The organism is Plantactinospora sp. A48 (assembly GCF_055793945.1).
The window spans coordinates 25830-48414 of the sequence record NZ_JBTIXF010000016.1 but is presented as its reverse complement, the minus strand read 5'-3'; the positions used below and the strand labels follow the sequence as shown (position 1 = coordinate 48414).

Below are 22585 nucleotides of genomic sequence, written 5' to 3'. Positions count from 1 at the left end.
GCCGCCGGGCCACCCGGCCCGCGCGCCTGCGTGCGGACCGTCGCCGACGTCCCGCCGTACCCGCTGTTCTCGCCGGCCACGCCGGGTCGGCTGCGGGCCGCGCTGCGCGCGCTCGACCCGGTCGGACCGGCGCTGGCCGAGTGGGCCGCGGCCACCAGCGTCCGGCGGGTGGTGCTGGCGGCCCCCCGGTCGTTCTGCGCCGGCGTGGAGCGGGCCATCGGGGTGGTCGAGCGGGCGATCGACCGGCACGGCCCACCGGTGTACGTCCGCAAGCAGATCGTGCACAACACCCACGTGATCGCCGAACTGAGCCGCCGGGGCGCGGTCTTCGTGGACGAACTCGACGAGGTACCGGACGGTGCGCTCACCGTCTTCTCCGCGCACGGGGTGGCGCCGGCGGTCCGCCAGGAGGCGGCCCGGCGGGGGCTGCCGGTGATCGACGCGACCTGCCCGCTGGTGGCGAAGGTGCACAGCGAGGCGCGCCGGTTCGTCGGTCGCGGCGGCACGGTGCTGCTCATCGGGCACGCCGGGCACGAGGAGGTGGAGGGCACGCTGGGGGAGGAGCCGGGCCGGATCACCCTGGTGGAGAACGCCCGGGACGCCGAGCGGGTCCAGGTGCCGGACCCGAGCGCGGTGTCGTACCTGGTGCAGACCACCCTCGCGGTGGACGACGTGACCGACGTGCTGGCCGTGCTGCGCCGCCGGTTCCCGGCGCTGACCGGGCCGCCCAGCGACGACATCTGCTACGCCAGCACCAACCGGCAGGCCGCGCTGCGGGCGATCGCCGCCACCGCGGACGTGGTGCTGGTGCTCGGCTCGGCCAACTCGTCCAACTCCCGCCGGTTGGTGGAGGTGGCCCACCGGGCCGGTACGTCGGCCCACCTGGTCGACGACATCGGGGCGGTGGACCTGCGCTGGCTGGCCGGCGCCCGCACGGTCGGGGTCACCGCCGGCGCGTCCGCGCCCCCGTGGCTGGTCGACCAGACCGTGGCCGCGCTGCGCGGTCTCGGCGCCGAGGAGGTACGGGAGAACCCCGTCAGCGTCGAGGACGTCCAGTTCACCCTTCCAAAGGAGGTCCGACCGTGAGCGCGAGGAGTGAGCGAGCGCAGCGAGTGAGCCCCGCAGTCGTGAGCAGTGGGGTTGCCGTGAGCGCGAGGAGTGAGCGAGCGCAGCGAGTGAGCCCCGCAGTCGTGAGCAGTGGGGTTGCTGTGAGCGCGAGGAGTGAGCGAGCGCAGCGAGTGAGCCCCGCAGTCGCGAACGAGGAGTTGCTGCCGTGAGCATGCCGTTGCGCCAGAGCATCCGGGTGGGTCGCTACCTGGTGGGCCAGAAGTTGCGTCGACGCGAGCACTTTCCGCTGCTCATCGAACTGGAGCCGCTGTTCGCCTGCAATCTGGCCTGCGCCGGCTGCGGCAAGATCCAACACCCGGCGGACGTGTTGAAGCGCCGGATGCCGGTGGAGCAGGCCCTGGCCGCGGTCGAGGAGTGCGGCGCGCCCATGGTGTCCATCGCCGGCGGTGAGCCGCTGATGCATCCGCAGATCCACGAGATGGTCGCCGAACTGGTCCGTCGGCGCCGGTACGTCTTCCTCTGCACCAACGCCGCGCTGCTGCCCAAAAAGATCGACGGGTTCCGGCCGTCCCAGTACCTCTCCTTCGTGGTCCACCTGGACGGCCTGCGTGACCGGCACGACGCGTCGGTGTGCAAGGAGGGCGTCTTCGACCAGGCGGTGGCGGCGGTCCAGGACGCGAAGCGGCGTGGCTTCCGGGTGAACACGAACACCACGTTCTTCTCCACGGACACCCCGCAGACCGTGATCGAGGTACTCGACTACCTCAATGACGACCTCGGGGTGGACCAGATGCAGATCTCTCCGGCGTACGCCTATGGCAAGGCGCCGGACCAGGATCACTTCCTCGGTGTGACGGAGACCCGGGCGTTGTTCCGGAAGGCGTTCGCCGAGGGCCGGCGGAAGCGGTGGCGGCTGAACCACTCGCCGCTGTTCCTGGACTTCCTGGAGGGGCGGGTCGACTTCCCGTGCACCGCCTGGGCCATCCCGTCGTACTCGCTGTTCGGCTGGCAGAAGCCCTGCTATCTGCTGGGCGACGGCTACGCGAAGACGTACAAGGAGTTGGTGGAGACCACGGACTGGTCGGCGTACGGCCGGGGCCGGGACGCCCGCTGCAACAACTGCATGGCGCACTGCGGCTACGAGCCCACTGCCGTACTGGCCACCATGTCATCCCTACGCGAGTCCCTCCGCGCCATCCGCGCCGCCAACTAAACCCACCCCACCTCCCACCCGATCCCCACCCACCCCACCCCTCCTTCCCACCCCTCCCGGTGGACCAGGAGGTTAGTGGTTTTCTAACCCCCAAACACCCCCACCAACTCAGCAACAAACCGGGGGGGCCGGGGCCGGGGCCGGGGTGGGGGTGGGGGCCGGGGCCGGGGCCGGGGTGGGGGTGGGGGTGGGGGTGGGGGTGTAGTGGGCGGCTAGGCGGCGGTAGGTGGTGGGGGCGGTGGCGCGGATGGCGACGGGCAGGCGAAGCCAGCGGGGCAGGTATGCCTCGTCCCGGCCGGTCAGCAGCGCCGTCAACAGCACCGCGGCGGCCCGGTCCGCCGGGACAGCACGTGGGGTGCGCCGTGGATACGGCCGGCCGCGTCGGACGAAGAACGGGGTGTCCACCACTGCGGGGACCAGCTCGGTGACGGTGACCGGGCTGCCCCGCAACTCCTGCCGGAGGCAGTCGGCGAACACGCTCAGCCCGCCCTTGGTCGCCGAGTAGACCGCCTCGTCCCGGACCGCCAGCCGGCCGGCGATCGAACCCACGAAACCGAGCCGGCCGTTCCCGCGGGCCAGCATGCCGGGCAGCACCGCGCGGGTGAGCAGCATCGGCGCGGTGAGGTTCACCGCGATCAGGTCGGCGATCGTCGCCGGGTCGGTGGCCTCGAATCGTTCGGCCCAGCCCTGTCCGGCGCTGTGTACCAGCACATCCAGCCGGCCCACCTCCCCCTGCACCCGGTAGGCGAGATCGGCCACCTGGACCGGGTCGGCGAGGTCGACCAGCAACGGTGTTCCGCCGACCAGGTCGGCCACCGCGGCCAACCGTCCGCGGTCCCGGCCGGCGACGTAGAGCCGGGCGCCGGCCGTGGCGAGTCGTCGGGCCACCGCCGCGCCGATCCCGGACGAGGCGCCGGTGACCAGCGCGACCGCTCCATCCAGCCGCTGTCGCACCCCCCGATTGTGCAAGGAAGGGCCCCCTGTTATCGCCTTTTGTGTAGGAATGGCCCCTGGTTAACCCCTCTGACCGTTCAGGTCGGCGGCCCGGCTGGGTGGCTGGGTGGCTGGCCATGACGGTGGCCGGCGGGGGATGGTCATGGCAGGCTTCTGGCCAGTTGACCAGGAGGCTTCTGGCCAGTTGACCAGGAGGAGGAGCGGTGCTGGGGATCGAGCCTCGCCCGGAGGAGCTGGACCCGATCGAGCGGGCGTCGACCGACGAGCTGCGCGCGGTACAGGACGAGCGGCTGCGTTGGTCACTGCGGCACGCGTACGACAACGTGCCGCACTACCGGTCCGCGTTCACCGCCGCCGGGGTGCATCCCGACGACTACCGCGAGCCGGCCGACCTGGCCCGGTTCCCGTTCACCCGCAAGTCCGACCTGCGGGACAGCTACCCGTTCGGGATGTTCGCCGTGCCCCGCGAGCAGGTGGCCCGGCTGCACGCCTCGTCCGGGACCACCGGCCGGCCGACGGTGGTGGGCTACACCGCGCAGGATGTCCGTACCTGGGCCCGGTTGATGGCCAGGTCGATCCGCGCCGCCGGCGGCCGGCGCGGCGACCGGGTGCATGTGGCGTACGGGTACGGCCTGTTCACCGGCGGCCTGGGCGCGCACTACGGCGCCGAGGAGCTGGGCTGCACGGTCATCCCGGTCTCCGGCGGGATGACCGAGCGGCAGGTCATGCTGATCCGGGACTTCGAGCCCGACGTGATCATGGTGACGCCCACCTACTTTCTCGCGATCGTCGACGAGCTGGTGCGGCAGGGCGTCGACCCGCGCGGCACCTCGCTGCGGGTGGGCATCTTCGGTGCCGAGCCGTGGACCGAGGACATGCGGCGGGAGATCGAGCGGCGGGTGGACATGCACGCGGTGGACATCTACGGGCTGTCCGAGGTGATGGGGCCGGGTGTGGCCGTGGAGTGCGTGGAGACCAAGGACGGGCTGCATGTCTGGGAGGACCACTTCTTTCCGGAGATCGTCGACCCGGAGACCGGCGCGGTGCTGCCGGACGGCGAGCGGGGCGAGTTGGTCTTCACCTCGCTGACCAAGCAGGCGATGCCGGTGGTGCGGTACCGGACCGGTGACCTGACCCGACTGCTGCCCGGTACGGCCCGGCCGATGCGCCGGATCGAGAAGATCACCGGCCGTACCGATGACATGATCATCCTGCGTGGCGTGAACCTCTTCCCGACCCAGATCGAGGAGCTGATCCTGCGTATCCCCGAGTTGTCGCCGCACTTCCAGTGCGTGCTGACCCGCGGCGGGCGGCTGGACGCGTTGACCGTCCGGGTCGAACGGCGACCGGGTGTCGAGCCGGCGGTGGGGGAGCGGGCCGGCGCGGCGCTGGTGGCGGCCGTCAAGAACACCATCGGGGTGACGGTGTCGGTCGAGGTGATCGAGCCGGACGGGGTGGAGCGGTCGTTGGGCAAGATGCGCCGCGTCGTGGACCGGCGCCAGCTGCCGGACTGACCGATGGCTCCCCAGAAGGGGGATATCCGGGCGAAACAGAAAGTTCCTCACCGATCGCGGATAACGTCCCGATGACGACGGCGAATGGTCGCCCCGCCCGGGAAGGAAGCCTCCGCGATGCGTACCCCCGATGCGATGCGTACCTCCGATGCGATGCGTACCTCCGATGCGATGCGTACCCCCGATCATGGAACCGGTCGCAGCCGGACGGCCGGGTCACCGGCGGCCGGCGCGACCGCCCTGGCCCCCGACGCCGAGCTGCCCCGGCACCGCCCGGCCGACACCGACCTGCCGCACCGCAGGGTGGGTGCCGCGGACCTGGCCCGGTACCGGGAAGCCGTCGCCGACCTGCTCGCCGAGGTGGTCGCCGCCGCCGGCACCGGCCGACGTCGGGCGGCGGCCGAACTGGTGGCCGCGCGGGCCGGCGGGCCCGAGCTGCACGCGGTGTGGCGGGCCACCCCGGACGGGGTGGCCGGCACCCTCGGCCGACTGCTCGACGAGATCGGCGGGTACCGTCCCAGCCCGCGCAGCTCGGCCGTCGACCTGCCGGCCATGGTCCGGATCTTCCTGCTGTCCCGGGTGGACGCCATGTGGTGGGGCGGGGTGCCGGAGTTCTGCACCGATCGGGACGTACGCCAGTCGACCGAACTGGTGGATCTCGAACCGCTGCGCCGGGCCGGCCGGCTGCGCTTCCGCTACCTGCGGCAGGTCGAAAGCCTGCCCGCCCGCGCCGCCCGGGCGGCCCGCCGCCGGCTGGTGCCCGACCTGCAACCCCGGACCGCCGGGCTGCGTTTTCCGCGTACCCGGCCCGAGGTCGTGACGCTGCTCGACCGGCTGGCCGTCGACTTCGCCCGGGTCTCGCCGGGCGGCGCCGGCCCGCTCTGGGTGACCAGCCTGGTCCGCAGCCGGGCCCACCAGAACCATCTGCGCGACCTGGGCTACACCGCGCTGGCGCCCAGCGCGCACTGCACCGGCCACGCCGCGGACGTCGAGTTGGCCTGGCACCGCCGCAACGGTACGGACACCGCGCTGGCCATGCTGCTGCTCGACCGGCAGCGGGCCGGCGAGATCAACGTGATCGACGAGGGGCAGGCCTGGCACGTCTGCCTGAGCCCCGCCGCGGTGGGCTGACCGGTGTGCGGATTCGTCCTGATCGCCGGGGCCGGCGCCGAACCCGGGTTGTTCCGGACGATGCTGGCGACCCTCGCGCCGCGCGGTGAGGTGGAGGAGATCCGGGCCACGAACCAGCTGATGGCCGGGGTGTGGCGGCTGCGGATCGTCGATCGGGCGCACACCGAGCAACCGTGGGTCTCCGCGGACGGCCGCTGGCTGCTCTGCTACAACGGCGAGGTCTACAACCATCCCCAACTGCGCGCGGAGCTGCGTGCCCGGGGCCACCGGTTGCGCACCACGGGCGACACCGAGGTGGTGCTGGCGGCGTTCCTGGAATGGGGTACGGAGGCCGTCGAGCGGTTGCGGGGCGAATACGCCTTCGCGGTCGTCGACCGCAGCACCATGCGGGTCTACCTGGCCCGCGACCCGCTCGGGGTGAAGCCGCTCTACTGGGCCCGCCGGGCCGGACGGCTGCACCTGGCCTCCGAGATCAAGGCGCTGGTGCCGGTGGGCGAACCGATCACCGAGGTGCCGCCGGGGCACCACGGCTGGGCCGACGACGGCGGCTGGCCGCACCTCACGTCCCATCTCGACCTGGACCACCTCGGTCTGGACCAGCCGGTGCCGACGGATCCGGACGAGGCGGTCCGGCTGGTCCGCACGGCGCTCGCGGACAGCGTCCGGGTGCGGGTCGCCACCGACCTGCCGGTCGGGGTGCTGCTCTCCGGCGGCCTGGACAGCGCACTGGTCCTGCTGCACGCCCGGCAGACCCACCCGGACTGTGTCGCGTTCACCGTCGGCGCGCCCGACAGCCCGGACCTGGCGCACGCCCGCCAGCTCACCGCCGATTTCGACGTTCCGCACGAGGTGGTCGAGCTGCGGCCGCGGGACATCCGGCTGGCCGACGTGCGCGAGGCGGTCCGGCTGGGGGAGCTGACCGAGTACGGCGACATCATCAACGCGGTGGTCTCGGCGCCACTGTTCCGCCGGGTACGCGAGTGCGGCATCCGGGTCGTGCTCACCGGCGACGGCTCGGACGAGCTGTTCGGCGGCCACCCGATGTACCGCGAGGTCTCCCCGGATCGGGCCCGGGCGCTGTTCCTGCACCGGTTGCGCAACCTCGGCCGTACCGAGTTGCAGCGGGTGGACCGGGTGAGCACGGGGTACGGCGTGGAGGCCCGGCTGCCGTTCCTGGACCTGGCCCTGGTCGAGTTGGCGATCCGGCTGCCGCTGGAGTTCAAGCTTCGGGACGGCGTGGAGAAGTGGATCCTGCGGGAGGCGTTCGCGGACCTGCTCCCCGACCACGTCCGGCACCGGCCCAAGAACGGGCTGTCCCACTCGTCCGGGTTGCACGATCGGGCCCGGCTCTACAAACCGTGGTTTCCCCGGCTGCACCGCTCCTACGGTTACGACCTGGCCGAGGCGGTCCGCCGGGACTTCGACACGGTGTTGACCGGTTGCGGAAACGACCTCGACCAGGCCATCGCCGACGGGGTGGCCCGGCAGGACTACACGCTGCGGGAGCGGGTCCGGGACGCCGCCGGGGCGGTCCGGCACAACCTGCCGGGTGCCCACCGCCGGAGCGCCCGGGACCGCGAGCTGGTCCGCCGCTGAGGGCGTGGGGTCAGGGCCGGGCGGTTCCGACCGTACGGCTGCGGCCCCGGAACTCGGCGATCACCTCGTCGGCCCGGGTGACGGTGACGTCGTAGATGCCGCTGCGGCCGTATCTGGTGCGTTCGGCCGCCCGCGCCTCCAGCAGATCGCCCTCCCGGGCGGGCCGGACGAATGTCACCTCCGCGCCCGCCGCCACGGTGACCGGGCCGTGGCTGTTGCAGGCGCAGGCGAAGGCGGTGTCGGCGAGCAGGAAGACGTACCCACCGTGCGCGATGCCGTGTCCGTTGACCATCGCGGCGGTGATCCGCATCCGGGCCACCGCCCGGCCGTCGGCGGCGGAGACCAGCTCGATCCCCAGCGACCGGGACGCGCCGTCGGCGTCGAACATGTCGTACGCCGCGCCGCGTCCCGCCGTGGCCCCGCCGGCCGTCGAGTGACTCCCGCCGGTCATCGTCGCACCACCCCTTCTCGCCGAACCGGGCGAGCATATGCCGCGCCGGCTGGACGAGCGGGTCCTACTTCGAGGGTTCGGGCACGTCACACTTGATCTTCGGGTTGAGCCCGAGGTAGTTCAGCGGGCCGGCGATCACCGTCACGATGGTCGTTCCGGCCTCCGCACAGTTGTCGTTGGAGTCGCTGAAGTAGCCGCGCTGACCGGCCGCGACGGCCCCGATGATCAGCCAGATCAGAACGATGACGGCGCCGAATGATCCGATGCGCATGGGTACCCCTTGGAAGAGATCCGGCGCTCGATCCGGCCGCTGGTGGGCCGGCCGTGGCCACCGGAGGCCGACGGCGCTGTGGTACCCAGACCGCCGTCGTCCCGAAACGTCCGGGTCGACAGCCCCGCCGTACGCGGCCGTCTGACACCACCCGATGACGCCGGTGGTGTCGCGTGGTGTCATTCATGCTTGTTATGACACCACGGTGGTGCTAGGTTGGTGCCATGGACCTCGACCGGTACGTCTCCGAGCTTCAGACCCAGCTGGCCGCGGCGGTCGTGACCCGCGACGAGGCCGCCCGGGACGTCGCCGAGCAGCTCAACGTCGCCATGGACGCCGCGATGCGGCTGACCCTGCTGGGGGTGCTGAGCGACGTGGCCGGCGAGATCACCCGGGAGATCGCCCCCGGCTCGGTCGAGGTCGTGCTGCGGGGCCGCGATCCGCACCTGGTCGTGACCCGGCCCGAAACGCCGGACCCGGACCCGGCCGCTCCGTCGGCGCCCCGGGTGGCGGCACCGGCCGATCCGGTCGACGACACGGTGACCTCGCGGACCACGCTGCGGCTGCCGGACCGGCTCAAGGCCCGGGTCGAGCAGGCCGCGGCCGAGGAGGGGGTGTCGGTGAACTCGTGGTTCGTCCGCGCGATCGCCGCCGCCCTGGAACCCGACATCCACCGCGCCCCGCGCCGTGACATCAAGCGGGGAGACAGCTTCACCGGCTGGGCCCGCTGACCCGGCCGTCCCGGCACCCAGCCAGTCCCAGCCCTCAGCCAGTCCCAGCCCTCCAGCCAATCCCAGCCCCAGCCAACCCCAACCACTCAGCCAACCCCGGACACCCAAGCCGGTCCGGACAACGGAGCCACCTGGTCCCGTCGCTACGCGGGACGGGGCCGGCACGCCCATGTGGAGGTCAGTCATGCCCAGTTTCCAGGTTCCCGGTCCGATCGACCTGGACGTCACGGCCGGGATCGGCTTCGTCGAGGTGATCGCCTCGGACCGCGCCGACGCCGTCGCCGAGGTGCTGCCGAGCAGGCCCGGCCGGAGCGCCGACGAGTCACTCGCCCGCGAGACCACTGTCTCGTTCGACGGCGGCGTCCTGCGGATCAAGGTCCCGCGCCGGCTCAACCTGTTCAGCAAGAGCGACTCGGTCGACATCCGGTGCGAGGTGCCGACCGGGTCGCGGGCCACGGTCGAGACCGCCTACGGGTCGGTGCGGGCCCGCGGCGTGCTCGGGAACTGCCGCTTCGTGGCGAAGTACGGCGGTGTCACCGCCGACACGGTCGGCGATCTCGTCCTCGAAACGCCGTACGGCAGCAGCGACATCGCCGAGGTGACCGGCCGGCTCGACGTCACCGCCGGGTACGGCGCGCTGCGGATCGCCGAGGTCCACGGCGACGCCCGGCTGCGCGCCTCACACGGAACCATCGAGCTGGGTACCGCGGCCGGTGACGTGGAGGCGGCCACCTCCGGCACGTTGACCATCGACCGGGCCCTCGGCGACGTGACCGCCCGCAGCGCCCACGGGCCCATCCGGATCCGGGAGGTCAACGGCGGCACGATCCGGCTCGACAACGGCCACGCCGACGTCGACGTCGGCGTGCCGACCGGCGTCGCGGCCTGGATCGACGCCAGCTCGGCCCACGGCCGGGTCCGCAACGAGCTCACCCCCGACCCGGCCGCCGCCGCCAGCGACCGCGCGGTCGAACTTCACCTGCACGCCAACTACGGCAACGTCATCGTCCGCCGCGTCAGCACCCCCCGAAGGGAAACATCGAAATGATCCCCGGCCAGCTCCACGGACCCGCGATCCAGGTGACTGATCTCCAGAAGTCGTACAACCAGGTGCACGTGCTGCGGGGCGTGGACTTCGAGGTGGCCCGAGGCAGCATCTTCGCCCTGCTCGGCTCCAACGGGGCCGGGAAGACCACGGTCGTGAAGATCCTGTCCACCCTGCTGAAGGCCGACGCGGGTACCGCCCGTGTCCACGGGTTCGAGGTCGGCGGGCAACCCGGGAACGTGCGGGAGGCCATCAGCCTCACCGGGCAGTTCGCCGCCGTCGACGAGATCCTCACCGGGCGGGAGAACCTCGTCCTGGTCGCCCAACTGCGGCACCTCAAGGACCCGGGCAGGATCGCCGACGAGCTGCTCGCCCGGTTCTCCCTGACCGAGGCGGCCGCGCGACGGGTGTCGACCTACTCCGGCGGCATGCGACGTCGCCTGGACATCGCGATGAGCCTGGTCGGGAATCCGCCGGTCATCTTCCTCGACGAGCCGACGACCGGGCTCGACCCGCAGGGCCGGATCGAGGTGTGGCAGTCGGTCAGGGAACTCGCCGGTCGGGGCACGACCGTGCTGCTCACCACGCAGTACCTCGACGAGGCCGAGCAGCTCGCCGACCAGATCGCGATCCTCCACGAGGGCCGCATCATCGTGAACGGCACCCTCGCCGAGCTCAAGCGGCTCCTCCCGCCGGCCAGGGTCGAGTACGTCGAGAAGCAGCCGACCCTCGAGGACGTCTTCCTCGCCATCGTCGGCGCCAACCCCACGAACACCAACCCCGCGAGCGCCGACGCCGGCACGGAGAGCTGAGGAAACCCGATGACCAGCCACTTCTTCGGTGACACCGTCGTGCTCACCCGACGCTCCCTGCGGCACATCGCGCGCAGCATGGACACCATCATCACCACCACGATCATGCCGATCGCGTTCATGCTGCTGTTCGTCTACGTGTTCGGCGGCGCGATCAACTCGGGCACCGGACGCTACGTGAACTATCTGCTGCCCGGCATCCTGCTCATCACGATCGCCTCGGGCATCTCGTACACCGCGTTCCGGCTCTTCCTGGACATGAAGAGCGGCATCTTCGAACGGTTCCAGTCCATGCCCATCGCCCGCTCGTCCGTGCTGTGGGCCCACGTGCTGACCTCGCTGGTAGCCAACCTCATCTCGGTCGTGGTCGTCGTGCTCGTCGCCCTCCTCATGGGCTTCCGATCATCGGCGGGACTGCCGGCCTGGCTCGCGGTCGCCGGCATCCTGGTCCTGTTCACGCTCGCCCTGACCTGGATCGCCGTCATCCCCGGCCTCTCCGCGAAGTCCGCGGACGGCGCGAGCGCGTTCTCGTACCCGCTCATCTTCCTGCCGTTCATCAGCTCGGCCTTCGTACCCACCGCGACCATGCCCGGACCGGTGCGCGCCTTCGCCGAGAACCAGCCGGTGACGCTGATCGTCAACGCGATCCGCGACCTGCTCACCCGGCAGCCGGTCGGCTCCGGCATCTGGGTCGCGCTCGCCTGGTGTGTCGGCATCCTCGTCGTGGCGTACGCCTTCGCGATGGTCACCTTCCGCCGCAGGATCTCCTAGTTCCCGGCGCGGGTCGACGGGGGCACGGAACATGCCGCTACGTTGCGCGGTCCGTGCGGGCCTGGCCGTCCAGGGGCTGCCGCACCAGGCGCAGGGCCGGGGGTGGCGGGGTCTCCTCGGTGAACCGTGCCCGCCAGCGCGGTCCGTCGATCCGGTTGGCCGGCGGTTGACCGGGTTCCCCGGCCCGGCGGTGGTGCAGCACGGCCAGGATGACGTAACCGAGCACCAGCAGGCCGTGGCTGAGCAGCCGGGCCGCCCCCACCATGCCGGTCAGCACGTCGTTGAGGGACAGCAGCGCCAGCACGGCAACGAAGGCGGTGAGCATGGGCATCAGGCCGGTGGGCCGGGAACGGCGCAGGGCTATCCAGCCGTACCCGGCCCCCACCGCGACGTTCCAGGCGGCGGACTCGTGCCACAGGTGGTACGGGTCCGCCCCGCCGTGCACGTGGGTCAGGGTGAAGCCGGTGACCTGGGCCAACCCGAGCAGCAGTTGGATCGCGCCCACGGCGCCGAGCGCCAACCGGAGCGCCCGGTCCAGACGCCACCGTCGGGGCGCGGGGGCCGCGGCGAACACCGCGTCGCTCACCCCGGCCGGCACGCCGACCAGACTGGTACGCGCCAGCCGGGTCACCGTCACCGCCTCGTCCTGCCAGCGCCGGCACCCGGGGCAGCCGGCGAGGTGACCGTCGACCGCCGCCCGCTCGCGGGGGTCGTCCTCGCCGTCCAGTCGGGCCGACACCGCTTCCCTGCACTCGTCGCACCGCACGCAGGGTTAGTCGCCCGGCCGGGCCGGGAAGTTCCGGCCGGACCGTCCCGGGTCACCCCGGACCGGGCGACCCCCGCTCGGCGGCGTTCGGCTGCGCCGGGCCGCGCGAGCGGTGCCGGCGGACTTTCCCGGCGGCTCAGAGGCGTTCGACGTTGGGCCCGGAGCATCGGTTGCGGGCGTCGAAGACGTAGCCGGCGGCCCGCTCGACGAGGCCGTAGTCCAGCTCGTCGTGGTCGGTGACCACGACGACGGCGTCCGCGTCCCGGACCTCCCGCTCGGTCAGCTCGACCAGGCTGGCCCCCCGGGGCAGCGGACAGAGGCCGGCGTGCGGCTCCACGATCCGGACCTCGGCGCCCAGCTCGGCCAGCCGGTCCGCGATCTCCACGGCGGGCGAGTCGCGCAGGTCACCGACGTTCTTCTTGTACGCCAGACCGATCTGCACCAGGCGGGACCCCCGGATCGCCCGACCTCGTTCGTTGAGCCCGAGCCCGATCCGGTGGACGACGTGCTCGGGCATCCCGTGGTTGACGTCGGTGGCCAGCTCCACGAACCGGAACTGCCGGCCGAGCGTCCGGCGGACCTGCCAGGACAGGTAGCAGGGGTCGATCGGCAGGCAGTGGCCGCCGACCCCCGGGCCGGGCCGGAACGGCATGAAGCCGAACGGCTTGGTGGCGGCGGCGTCGATCGCCTCCCAGATGTCCACGCCCAACTCGCGGGCGACCATCGCCAGCTCGTTGACCAGCGCGATGTTGACCTGCCGGAAGGTGTTCTCCAGCAGCTTGGTCAGCTCGGCCACCCGGGTGGAGCCGACCGGAACGGTCCGCTCGACGATCCGGCGGTAGAAGGTCTCGATCCGCGCGAGCGCGGCGGCGTCCGTCCCGGAGACGACCTTGGGGGTGTTCTCCAACCGCCACCGCTGGTTTCCCGGGTCGATCCGCTCCGGGCTGTAGCCGAGGTGGAAGTCTCCGGGGCTGCGCAGCCCGGAGCCCTGTTCCAGCAGCGGGCGCAGCACGTCCTCGGTGGTGCCCGGATAGGTGGTCGACTCGAGGATGACCGTGCAACCCGGTCGCAGGTACGGCGCGATCGACTCGCCGGCCTGGCGCACGTAACCGAGGTCCGGGGCGCCGTCGCGCAGCGGCGTCGGCACCGAGATCACGCAGGTGTCGAAGCCGCTGGCGGCCGCGTAGTCGGTGGTCGGCAGGTACCGGCCGGTACCGAGCGCGGTGGCCAGGCGGCTGCTGGTGACGTCCTCGACGTACGAGTCGGCGACGCTGAGTCGCTTCACCCGGGTGGGGTCGTGGTCGAGCCCGACGACCTCCATTCCCGCCTCCACCGCGCGGACCGCCAGCGGCAGCCCCACATATCCCTGACCCACGACGACGAGCTTGGCCACCTGCATGCGGGGCTCCCATTCGGAGAAAAGACACTGCGCGGCACGTTATGCACGGCTGTGTCCGCAGGTGGCGATTTCTCCAGATCTGGCATACCGCGGGCAGGCCGGTCCGGCGGCGACGGACCGGGCCGGTCCGGATGTCAGGGGGTGGCCTCCGGCGAGGCCGGCGGCGGGTCGGACGCTGACGGGCTGCCATTGCCGTTGCTGTCCGGTGAGCTGGGCGGATCGCTGGTCGGCTTGCCGGGCGGCGGCTCGGTGCTCGGGGCGGCGTCGCTCGGCTGCCCGCTGGAGGTGGCGCTGGGTCCCACGGTCGCGGTGGCCGTCGGGCTGGCGCTCGCCGAGTGTTCGGCCCCGCCCCGGTTGGTCGGCCCGGTGGACCCGTTGGGTCCGCTGATCAGCTGCCCGGGCTGGTTCGTCGAGGTGGTGGCCACGGTGTCCTCCGGACCGGTGCGACCGCCGTACCCCGAACCCGGGTCCTCGGGTCTGAACTGCAGGGCGACGAGCAGGCCGACGACCCCCACCAGGATCACACCGGCGGCGCCCAGCAGGGCCCGGCGGCGGGGCCGGGACAACGGCGCGGCCGCCGGCGGCGACTGGGGCCGTACCCCGGCGCCGGCCAGCGCGGTCGTGGCCGTGCCCGCGGCCCGTGGGCTCGCGGCGGTCGTGCCGGCCGGGGTCGGCGCGGCGGCCGCGGTACCGGCCGGGGGAAACTTGCCCCGGGCGGCGGCCCGGGCCGCGCCGGCCATCGCGGCGGCGTCCGGGTAGCGGTCCTCCGGCGCCTTGGCGAGGGCCCTGGACACCAGCGCGGCGACCGGGGCCGGTACGTCCGCCGGCAGCGGCGGTGGCTCGTCGGTGAGGTGCTTGATCGCCACCTCGAGCGGGTTGTCGCCGGTGAACGGGGGCTGTCCGGTGAGACAGCAGTACGCCACGGCGCCCAGCGCGTAGACGTCGGTCACGGCCGAGACGGGTTTGCCGGACGCCTGTTCGGGCGCCATGTAGAGGGCCGTTCCGGGCACGGCGTTGGTGCTGGTGACGCTCGTCACCAAGGTGGACCGGGCGACCCCGAAGTCGACGAGCACGACGGTCCCGTCCGACTGGACGAGCAGGTTGCTGGGCTTGACGTCCCGGTGGACGATGCCGGCGGCGTGCGCGCCGTGCAGCGCCCGGGCCGCCTGCTCGATGACCGCTAGTGTCTCCGCCACCGGCAGCTGACCGGCCTCGTCGATGCGGCGCGACAACGGCTCACCGTCGACGTACTCCATGACCAGGTAGTCGACCCGGCGGCCGTCGGCCGAATTGTCCTCGCCACTGTCGAAGACCTGCACGATGCCGGGATGGCGCAGCGCCGCCATCATCCGGGCCTCGGCCCGGAACCGGGTGATGAAGCTGGGATCGCTCAGCAGGCCGGGCAGCAGCACCTTGACCGCGACCTGGCGACCGAGCACCAGGTCGGTGGCGCGCCAGACGTCACCCATGCCGCCCGTGGCGACGCGGTCGTCCAGCCGGTAGCGGCCGCTGAGGATCGATCCTGAGCCCAACACGTCCGTAACGGTACCCATCGCCCGTCTGAACCACGCGCGCCGTACCCCTGAATTCCTTGCTGGACAGCAATGTTCCTGCTCGGTGACCGGAGGCGGATGTCGGAGCCGGATGGTAGACAGGGATTCGTTGTCCCATCGGCCCTCGGCGGCCGCCGGACCAGTCGGACCGGCCGCCCCATCGGGCCGTCCGCCGGGCCCGTGCTCCCGGGCCCACCCGAAGGGAGGTGCACATGGCGACGCCGCCGGACCTCGACCAGCCGAGGGTCCTGACCGACCTCTCGGCCGCGGAGGGTCACCTCAACCGGATCTGTTTCAAGACCGGCCCACCGGCGCTCACCGGCACCGAGTTGGAATGGACCGTGCACGACGCGAACGACCCGGCCCGGCCGATCGACCGGCACCGGCTGCGTACCGCCCTCGGGCGGCACGCGCCGCCCACCCTCGATCCGGCGGGCCCGCACCTCCCGCTCGACCGGGGCGGCACCGTGACCACGGAGCCGGGTGGGCAGTTGGAGATCTCCAGCGCCCCGTATCCCTCGCTCCGGACCCTGATCGAAGCCACCGCGGCGGACGCCGCGCAGCTGGCGGACCTGCTGGCCCGCGCCGGCCTGGTGCTCGGCGACAGCGGGATCGACCCGTACCGCCCCGCCCGCCCCGTGGTGGACACCCCCCGTTACCGCGCGATGCGCCGGGCCTTCGACCGGGACGGCAGCGCGGGCCGCACGATGATGTACAGCACCGCAGGCCTCCAGGTCTGCCTGGACGCCGGTGAGCCGGCCCGGCTGGCGGCCCGCTGGGCGGCGCTGCACGCGCTCGGTCCGGTGCTGCTCGCGCTGTTCGCGACCGCCGGCCGGCACGGCGGGCGGGACACCGGCTGGGCCTCCGCCCGGATGATGGCCTGGCAGCGGATCGACCCGGCGCGGACCCGCCCGGCCTGGCGCCCGGACCGGCCGGGCGACCCCGTCCGGGACTGGACGGCGTACGTGCTCACCGCGCCCCTGCTGTGCGTGCGGCGGTCCGACGGCGACTGGACGGTGCCGGCCGGGCTCACCCTGGCCGACTGGATCGAGGGCGCGCTGCCCGAACCGCCGACGGTGGACGACCTGGAATACCACGTCAGCACCCTGTTTCCACCGGTACGGCCCCGTGGCTACCTGGAGGTCCGCTACCTCGACGCCCAACCGGCCGGTGAGTGGGTCGCGCCGGTGGGACTGCTCACCGCCCTGCTAGACGACGCCCGGACCGTGGACGAGGTCCTCGCGGTCTGTGCCCCGGTCGCCGACCGGTGGTCCACCGCGGCCCGCCGGGGGCTGACCGACCCGGCGCTGGCCCGCGCGGCCCGGGCCGTGGTCGCGCTCGGGATCCCCGCCCTGGCCGGTACGGACCTGCCGGCGGCGGTCCGCGACCAGATCGAAGTCATCGTGCGGCGGCGGCTCGACGCCGCCGGAAGGAGTACGTCATGAGCACCGTGACCGGACCGGACCGTGGCCACGACGAGGGCCTTCGACAGCGCATCGCCGCCGAACTGACCCGGACCCGCGAGCGCAGCGCCCTGCTCACCGACGCCGTGGACGACGACGACCTGATGCGGCAGCACTCGACCATCATGTCGCCGTTGGTCTGGGACCTCGCCCACATCGGCAACCAGGAGGAACTGTGGCTGGTCCGCGACGTCGGCGGCCGTGAGCCGGTACGCCGGGACATCGACGACCTGTACGACGCCTTCAAACAGCCGCGCAAGGACCGCCCCCGGTTGCCGCTGCTCAACCCGACCGAGGCGCGTGGCTATGTCGGCACGGTGCGGGACAAGGTGCTGGACCTGCTCGACCGGGTCCGGTTCGACGAGCGGCGGCTGGTGGCCGACGGTTTCGCCTTCGGCATGATCGTCCAGCACGAGCAGCAGCACGACGAGACGATGCTGGCCACCCACCAGCTCCGGCAGGGCCCCCCGGTGCTGGCCGCGCCGCCGCCCCCGGCGCCGGTGGTCCCGGTCCGGGGTGAGGTGGTGATCCCCGGGGGGCGGTTCGTGCTCGGCACCTCCACCGACCCCTGGGCGCTGGACAACGAGCGCCCCGCGCACGAGGTCGACGTGCCGGCCTTCGCGATCGACGCCGCGCCGGTGACCAACGGGCGCTACCTGGAGTTCGTCGCCGACGGCGGGTACGCCGATCCGCGCTGGTGGAGCGAGGCGGGCTGGCGGCACCGCACCGCCGCCGAGCTGCGGGCGCCGATGCACTGGGAACGCGACGGCGCCGGCTGGACCCGGCGCAGCTTCGGCCGACAGGTTCCGCTGCGACCGGACGAGCCGGTGGTCCACGTCTGCTACCACGAGGCCGAGGCGTTCGCGGCCTGGGCCGGCCGGCGGCTGCCCACCGAGGTGGAGTGGGAGAAGGCCGCCCGGTGGGACCCGGCCAGCGGACGCTCCCGGCGGTACCCGTGGGGCGACGAGGAACCCGGCCCCGACCACGCCAACCTGGGCCAGCGGCACCTGTGGCCGGCGCCGGTCGGCGCGTACCCGCGCGGCGCCTCACCACTCGGGGTCCACCAGCTCATCGGCGACGTCTGGGAGTGGACGTCGAGCCCGTTCCGTGGCTATCCCGGGTTCGCGGCCTTCCCGTACCGGGAATACTCGGAGGTGTTCTTCGGCGACGACTACCGGGTGCTGCGGGGTGGATCGTTCGGCACCGACCGGGCGGCCTGCCGGGGTACGTTCCGCAACTGGGACCTGCCCATCCGGCGGCAGATCTTCAGCGGCTTCCGCTGCGCCCGGGACGCCCACCCGGACGAGCTCGGCTGATGTGCCGGCACCTGTGTTACCTCGGGCCGCCGGTGCCGCTCGCCACCCTGCTGTACGACCCGCCGTACTCGTTGAACCGGCAGTCCTGGGCACCGGCGGACATGCGCGGCGGCGGCACGATCAACGCCGACGGGTTCGGGCTGGGCTGGTACGTCGACCCGACCGGCCCGCCGCTGCGCTACCGCCGGGGCACCCCGATGTGGAGCGACACCACCCTGCCGGAGCTGGCCCGGACGACCAGCTCCGGTGCGGTGCTGGCCGCGGTCCGGTCCGCCACGGTGGGAATGCCGGTGACCGACACCGCGGCCGCGCCGTTCGGCACGGACCGGTGGCTGTTCAGCCACAACGGCGTCGTGCCCGGCTGGCCGGACTCGGTGGCGCCGCTGGCCGCCGCGCTGCCGACGCGGGACCTGCTGACCCTCGACGCCCCGACGGACTCGGCGCTGCTGTGGGCCCTGGTCCGGCACCGGTTGCGGGCCGGGATCCCGCCGGCCCGCGCGGTGACCGAGACCGTGCTGGCGGTGGCCCGCGCCGCCCCGGGGGCCCGGCTCAACCTGCTGCTCACCGACGGCCGGACCGTGGTGGCCTGCACGGTCGGTCACTCGCTGACGGTGCGCACCGAGGACGGGACGGTGCTGGTGGCGTCGGAGCCGCTGGACGACGACCCGGCCTGGCAGCCGGTTCCCGAGCACCACCTGCTGATCGCCACGACCGAGGATCTGCGGATCGAACCGATGGGAGCGGACACATGACGGCGGAGCCGTTGGAAATCTACCTGGAGGAGCGCGACCTCGCCGAGGGGCTGCGCCACGACGTACGGGTGGGGCTGACCGCCCGGCCGCGCTGGCTGCCGCCCAAGTGGTTCTACGACGCGCGGGGCAGCGAACTCTTCGAGGAGATCACCCGGCTTCCCGAGTACTACCCGACCCGGGCCGAGCGGTCGGTGCTGGTCGAGCGGGCGGCCGAGATCGCCGAGGTGACCGGGGCGAAGACCCTCATCGAACTCGGCTCGGGGTCGTCGGACAAGACCCGGCTGCTGCTGGACGCGCTGACCCGGCACGGCGGGCTCGGCACCTTCGTCCCGTTGGACGTGTCGGTGAGCGCGCTGAGCCAGTCGACCGAACGGATCGCCGCCGACTACCCGGGCCTGCGGGTACGCGGCATCGTCGGCGACTTCACCCGGCACCTGGACCGGCTGCCCACCGGCGGCCGGCGGCTGGTGGCCTTCCTGGGCGGCACGATCGGGAACCTGCCCCCCACCGAGCGGACCGGGTTCCTCCAGGCGATGCGGGCCGCCCTCGAACCGGGTGACTGGTTCCTGGTCGGCACCGATCTGGTCAAGGACCCGGCCGTGCTGGTGCCGGCGTACGACGACGCGGCCGGGGTGACCGCCGAGTTCAACCGCAACGTGCTGCGGGTGCTCAACCGGGAGCTGGGGGCGGACTTCGACCCGGACGGCTTCGACCACGTCGCGGTCTGGGACGCGGAGCGGGAGTGGATCGAGATGCGGCTTCGGGCCCGCCGGGAGATGCGGGTCGGCGTGCTCGACCTGGTCGTCGACTTCGCCGCCGGTGAGGAGCTACGAACCGAGATCTCCGCGAAGTTCCGGCCGGCCGGCATCGGCGCCGAACTGGCCTCCGCCGGTTTCGCCGCCCGACACTTCTGGACCGACCCCAAACACCGCTTCGCCCTAACCCTCACCCAAGCCACCTGACCCCACCCCACCCACCCCACCCCGCCCACCCCACCCCGCCCACCCCACCCCCGTCGAGATCTTTGAATCCTGTTCCCCCCCGGGGGGTGGCAGGATTCCAAGATCTCGGAAGGCCAGCCGGTTGTCTGGTGGGACCGTGGGGTGGGTTAGGCTGGGTTCGCGAGGGGGAGTAGCTCCCAATGTCGTGGTCGACACACTGGCGCTCGCGCGCCCGGCCACGCGGCCACGTTCCGACGTGGCGGGCGAGACCTTCGACTCAGGCTGGATGTGGACAGCCGGGTCGAGGCCGCCCATTGCCCCGACCCGGTATCAGGCGGGAAGGGTGACATGGACGGTTTTCTTGTGGCGCTGGCGGTCAGCTTCGGCGTCATCTTCGTGGCGGAGTTGGGCGACAAGTCGCAGTTGATGGCCCTGACCTTCGCCACCCGGTTCCGGCCGTTGCCGGTGCTGCTCGGGATCACCGTGGCCACCGCCGTGGTGCATCTCGGCTCCGTGGCGATCGGCGTCGGCGTGGGCGCCGCGCTGCCGACCAGCTGGATCGCGCTCGTCGCCGGTCTGGCGTTCCTCGGCTTCGGCGCCTGGACGCTGCGCGGGGACAGCCTGACCGAGGACGAGCGCCGCAAGGCCGAGCGGACCAGCCGGTCGGCCGTCATCGCCGTGTCGGTCGCGTTCTTCCTGGCCGAACTCGGCGACAAGACCATGCTCGCGACCATCACGCTGGCCACCCGGTACGGCTGGTTCGGCACCTGGCTGGGTTCGACCCTGGGCATGGTGGTGGCGGACGCCCTGGCGATCATGGTCGGTCGGATCCTCGGGCGTCGGCTGCCGGACCGGATCATCCGGTACGGTGCCGCGGTCCTGTTCGCGATCTGCGGCCTGTGGCTGATCCTGGACGCCGTCCGCGAACTGACCTGAGTGTGCCGTGGCGGGCCCGGTGCCGGATTGACCTCCCGATGATCGGGTAGTCCGAGATGGCGACCGTCCCGGCCGGGCCGTTCGGATCCGAGCCGCCGGGCCCGGCCGATCCGATCCGGCTCCACAGGGCCCGGCGGAGCCGGATCGGCGGCGAACCCGAGGAGTCCGGCGAACCTGAGGAGCGAGCGATGAGCAGGCATGACGAGCCGAACGAGTTCGGTTTCGCCGGCGAACCCACGGCGCCGCAGCCGCCACCGGGCGGCCGGGCGGATGATCGGGACGCCGCGGACCAGCTGGCGGTGCCCGGCGACGATCTCACCGCCGAGTTCAGCGAGGCGCTGCCCGACGGGCTCGACGAGGACGAGCAGGACCCGGACACCCGGTGACCGACAGCGCCGGCGGCCCGCCGGCCCGCCACGGTGGTCCCGCCGGTCCCGCTCGCTCCCGCTCGTCGTGGTGGTTCTTGCGGGTCGCGACGGTTCTAGCGCTCCCGCTCGTCGTGGTGGTTCTTGCGGGTCGCGACGGTCCTAGCGCTCCTGCTCGTCGTGGTGGTCCTGATAGCTGTCGGGTACGCCATCCCCGTCGGCGTCGCGGCTCTGTCGGGCCGAGATCCGCCGGTGGATCGCGTTGCGGCGGCGCAGGACCACCGCGGCCGACACCGCCGAGATCACCGAACCGAGCAGTACGGCGGCCTTGACGTGCTCGCCCCGCTCGGTGCCCGCGCCGAACGCCAGCTCGCCGACCAGCAGCGAGACCGTGAAGCCGATGCCGCCGAGCAGGGCCACCCCGAACAGGTCCGACCAGGTGATCTCCTCGTCGAGTTCGGCGTGCGTCCAGCGGGACACCAGATACGTCGAGCCGAACACCCCGACGGTCTTGCCGAACACCAGCCCGGCGACCACACCCAGCACGACCGGGTCGACGAACAACCGCCCGACGTCCAGTCCGCGGACCGAGATCCCGGCGGCGAAGAACGCGAAGATCGGGACCGCGACGCCGGCCGACACCGGCCGCCAACGATGCTCCATCCGCTCCGCCGGGCCGGTCCGCCGGGCGTCCCGGGCCCGTACCGGCACCGCGAAGCCGAGCAGCACCCCGGCCACCGTGGCGTGCACCCCCGAGGCGTGCACCAGCGACCAGGCCAGCAGCCCGAGTGGCAGCAGTGCCCACCACCACGTCCGGCCGGCGCGTAGCAACAGGGCGAAGGCGCCGATCGGGAGCAGCGCGGCGACCAGCGGCAGCACGCTGAGATGCTCGGTGTAGAAGACCGCGATGATGGTGATCGCGAACAGGTCGTCCACCACGGCGAGGGTGAGCAGGAAGGCCCGCAGCCCCTGGGGCAGGTGGGAGTTCACGATCGCCAGTACGGCGAGCGCGAACGCGATGTCCGTGGCGGTCGGTACCGCCCAGCCGCGTGGGGCACCCCGGGCGCCGAGGTTGACGCCCGCGTAGATCAGCGCGGGGAGGGCCATCCCGCCGATCGCGGCCACCACCGGCAGCACGGCCTGCCGGGGATTGCGCAGGTCACCAACGACGAACTCGCGCTTCAGTTCCAGGCCGACCACGAAGAAGAAGATCGCCAGCAGTCCGTCCGCGGCCCATTCGGCGAGGGTCAGGTCCAGGTGCGCGCCGTGGCCCCCGGGCCACGGCACCAGCCGGCCGAGCCGGTCGTACCCGTCGGCCCACGGGGAGTTGGCCCAGACCAGCGCGACCGCGGTCCCGAGCAGCAGGAGGGCCCCGCCGACCATCTCGGTGCGCAGCACGGCGGCGACGAACCGGGCCTCCGGCCAGGTGGTCGGGGCGAACAGGCGGCGCGGGGCGGAGGTACGGAGATCACGGCGGCTCGGTGGGCTCGGGTCGGGCACCGGCGGTGGCTCCTCGTGGTCGGCTGTCGTGCGTCAC

The 22585-nt window shown here is 72.7% G+C and carries 22 protein-coding genes; 15 read left to right on the top strand and 7 right to left on the bottom strand.

Annotation, left to right across the window (positions count from 1 at the left end):
- Positions 1-132 precede the first annotated feature (132 nt).
- Complete coding sequence (gene ispH, locus ACXN5W_RS11620; protein ID WP_473158272.1) at positions 133-1086, top strand: 4-hydroxy-3-methylbut-2-enyl diphosphate reductase; 954 nt, start codon at positions 133-135, stop codon at positions 1084-1086.
- Between the two features lie 193 nt (positions 1087-1279).
- On the top strand, positions 1280-2281 hold the full coding sequence (gene hpnH / locus ACXN5W_RS11615; RefSeq protein ID WP_473158271.1) for an adenosyl-hopene transferase HpnH: 1002 nt from the start codon (positions 1280-1282) through the stop codon (positions 2279-2281).
- A 108-nt stretch (positions 2282-2389) separates the two neighbouring features.
- Here the strand turns inward: hpnH and ACXN5W_RS11610 are convergent, their stop codons facing one another.
- Entirely contained in the window at positions 2390-3235 is an 846-nt protein-coding gene (locus tag ACXN5W_RS11610) for an SDR family NAD(P)-dependent oxidoreductase (protein WP_473158221.1), read from the bottom strand.
- 203 nt (positions 3236-3438) lie between these two features.
- Between ACXN5W_RS11610 and paaK the strand changes: the two genes are divergently transcribed.
- The 3 genes from paaK (at position 3439) to ACXN5W_RS11595 (ending at position 7476) form a co-directional block, all read left to right on the top strand.
- A complete protein-coding gene (paaK, locus tag ACXN5W_RS11605; protein ID WP_473158220.1) occupies positions 3439-4749 on the top strand; it encodes a phenylacetate--CoA ligase PaaK in 1311 nt (436 codons plus the stop codon).
- Between the two features lie 171 nt (positions 4750-4920).
- Positions 4921-5880, top strand: a complete 960-nt coding sequence (locus ACXN5W_RS11600) for a DUF5715 family protein (RefSeq protein ID WP_473158270.1) — start codon at positions 4921-4923, stop codon at positions 5878-5880.
- A 3-nt stretch (positions 5881-5883) separates the two neighbouring features.
- Positions 5884-7476, top strand: a complete 1593-nt coding sequence (locus ACXN5W_RS11595; RefSeq protein ID WP_473158219.1) for an asparagine synthetase B family protein — start codon at positions 5884-5886, stop codon at positions 7474-7476.
- A 10-nt stretch (positions 7477-7486) separates the two neighbouring features.
- Here the strand turns inward: ACXN5W_RS11595 and paaI are convergent, their stop codons facing one another.
- Both paaI and ACXN5W_RS11585 read right to left on the bottom strand, forming a co-directional pair.
- Positions 7487-7927 (bottom strand): hydroxyphenylacetyl-CoA thioesterase PaaI, encoded by a 441-nt coding sequence (paaI, locus tag ACXN5W_RS11590; RefSeq protein WP_473158218.1) that lies wholly within the window; start codon positions 7925-7927, stop codon positions 7487-7489.
- A 64-nt stretch (positions 7928-7991) separates the two neighbouring features.
- Entirely contained in the window at positions 7992-8198 is a 207-nt protein-coding gene (locus ACXN5W_RS11585) for a hypothetical protein (RefSeq protein WP_473158217.1), read from the bottom strand.
- Between the two features lie 224 nt (positions 8199-8422).
- Between ACXN5W_RS11585 and ACXN5W_RS11580 the strand changes: the two genes are divergently transcribed.
- From ACXN5W_RS11580 to ACXN5W_RS11565, 4 genes are all read left to right on the top strand, one after another.
- On the top strand, positions 8423-8929 hold the full coding sequence (locus ACXN5W_RS11580; RefSeq protein ID WP_473158216.1) for a toxin-antitoxin system HicB family antitoxin: 507 nt from the start codon (positions 8423-8425) through the stop codon (positions 8927-8929).
- 184 nt (positions 8930-9113) lie between these two features.
- A complete protein-coding gene (locus tag ACXN5W_RS11575; RefSeq protein WP_473158215.1) occupies positions 9114-9977 on the top strand; it encodes a DUF4097 family beta strand repeat-containing protein in 864 nt (287 codons plus the stop codon).
- The gene (locus ACXN5W_RS11570; RefSeq protein ID WP_473158214.1) at positions 9974-10786 is read left to right on the top strand and encodes an ABC transporter ATP-binding protein; all 813 of its coding nucleotides are present in this window, start codon (positions 9974-9976) and stop codon (positions 10784-10786) included. Before ACXN5W_RS11575 ends, ACXN5W_RS11570 begins: the two co-directional genes overlap by 4 nt.
- Positions 10787-10795: 9 nt before the next feature.
- Positions 10796-11557: an ABC transporter permease gene (locus ACXN5W_RS11565; RefSeq protein WP_473158213.1), complete on the top strand. Its 762-nt coding sequence runs from the start codon at positions 10796-10798 to the stop codon at positions 11555-11557.
- A 37-nt stretch (positions 11558-11594) separates the two neighbouring features.
- Here ACXN5W_RS11565 and ACXN5W_RS11560 read toward each other — a convergent pair whose 3' ends face one another.
- From ACXN5W_RS11560 to ACXN5W_RS11550, 3 genes are all read right to left on the bottom strand, one after another.
- Positions 11595-12323, bottom strand: a complete 729-nt coding sequence (locus tag ACXN5W_RS11560) for a zf-HC2 domain-containing protein (RefSeq protein WP_473158212.1) — start codon at positions 12321-12323, stop codon at positions 11595-11597.
- 136 nt (positions 12324-12459) lie between these two features.
- Positions 12460-13722 (bottom strand): nucleotide sugar dehydrogenase, encoded by a 1263-nt coding sequence (locus ACXN5W_RS11555; protein WP_473158211.1) that lies wholly within the window; start codon positions 13720-13722, stop codon positions 12460-12462.
- 134 nt (positions 13723-13856) lie between these two features.
- Entirely contained in the window at positions 13857-15257 is a 1401-nt protein-coding gene (locus tag ACXN5W_RS11550; RefSeq protein ID WP_473158210.1) for a serine/threonine-protein kinase, read from the bottom strand.
- 230 nt (positions 15258-15487) lie between these two features.
- Here ACXN5W_RS11550 and egtA point away from each other — a divergent pair, with 230 nt between their 5' ends.
- The 6 genes from egtA (at position 15488) to ACXN5W_RS11520 (ending at position 21069) form a co-directional block, all read left to right on the top strand.
- The gene (gene egtA, locus ACXN5W_RS11545) at positions 15488-16720 is read left to right on the top strand and encodes an ergothioneine biosynthesis glutamate--cysteine ligase EgtA (protein WP_473158209.1); all 1233 of its coding nucleotides are present in this window, start codon (positions 15488-15490) and stop codon (positions 16718-16720) included.
- Positions 16717-18054 carry an ergothioneine biosynthesis protein EgtB gene (gene egtB, locus ACXN5W_RS11540; protein WP_473158208.1) on the top strand — a complete coding sequence of 446 codons (1338 nt, stop codon included), beginning with the start codon at positions 16717-16719 and terminating at the stop codon, positions 18052-18054. Before egtA ends, egtB begins: the two co-directional genes overlap by 4 nt.
- Complete coding sequence (egtC, locus tag ACXN5W_RS11535; RefSeq protein ID WP_473158207.1) at positions 18054-18806, top strand: ergothioneine biosynthesis protein EgtC; 753 nt, start codon at positions 18054-18056, stop codon at positions 18804-18806. The genes egtB and egtC overlap by 1 nt, the downstream gene beginning before the upstream one ends.
- A complete protein-coding gene (gene egtD / locus ACXN5W_RS11530) occupies positions 18803-19768 on the top strand; it encodes an L-histidine N(alpha)-methyltransferase (protein ID WP_473158206.1) in 966 nt (321 codons plus the stop codon). Before egtC ends, egtD begins: the two co-directional genes overlap by 4 nt.
- A gap of 327 nt (positions 19769-20095) precedes the next feature.
- On the top strand, positions 20096-20683 hold the full coding sequence (locus tag ACXN5W_RS11525) for a TMEM165/GDT1 family protein (protein WP_473158205.1): 588 nt from the start codon (positions 20096-20098) through the stop codon (positions 20681-20683).
- A 188-nt stretch (positions 20684-20871) separates the two neighbouring features.
- Positions 20872-21069, top strand: coding sequence for a hypothetical protein (locus ACXN5W_RS11520; protein ID WP_473158204.1), 198 nt, complete (start codon positions 20872-20874; stop codon positions 21067-21069).
- 141 nt (positions 21070-21210) lie between these two features.
- On the opposite strand, the gene nhaA is transcribed toward ACXN5W_RS11520, so the two are convergent.
- Complete coding sequence (gene nhaA, locus ACXN5W_RS11515) at positions 21211-22548, bottom strand: Na+/H+ antiporter NhaA (protein ID WP_473158203.1); 1338 nt, start codon at positions 22546-22548, stop codon at positions 21211-21213.
- Positions 22549-22585 lie beyond the last annotated feature (37 nt).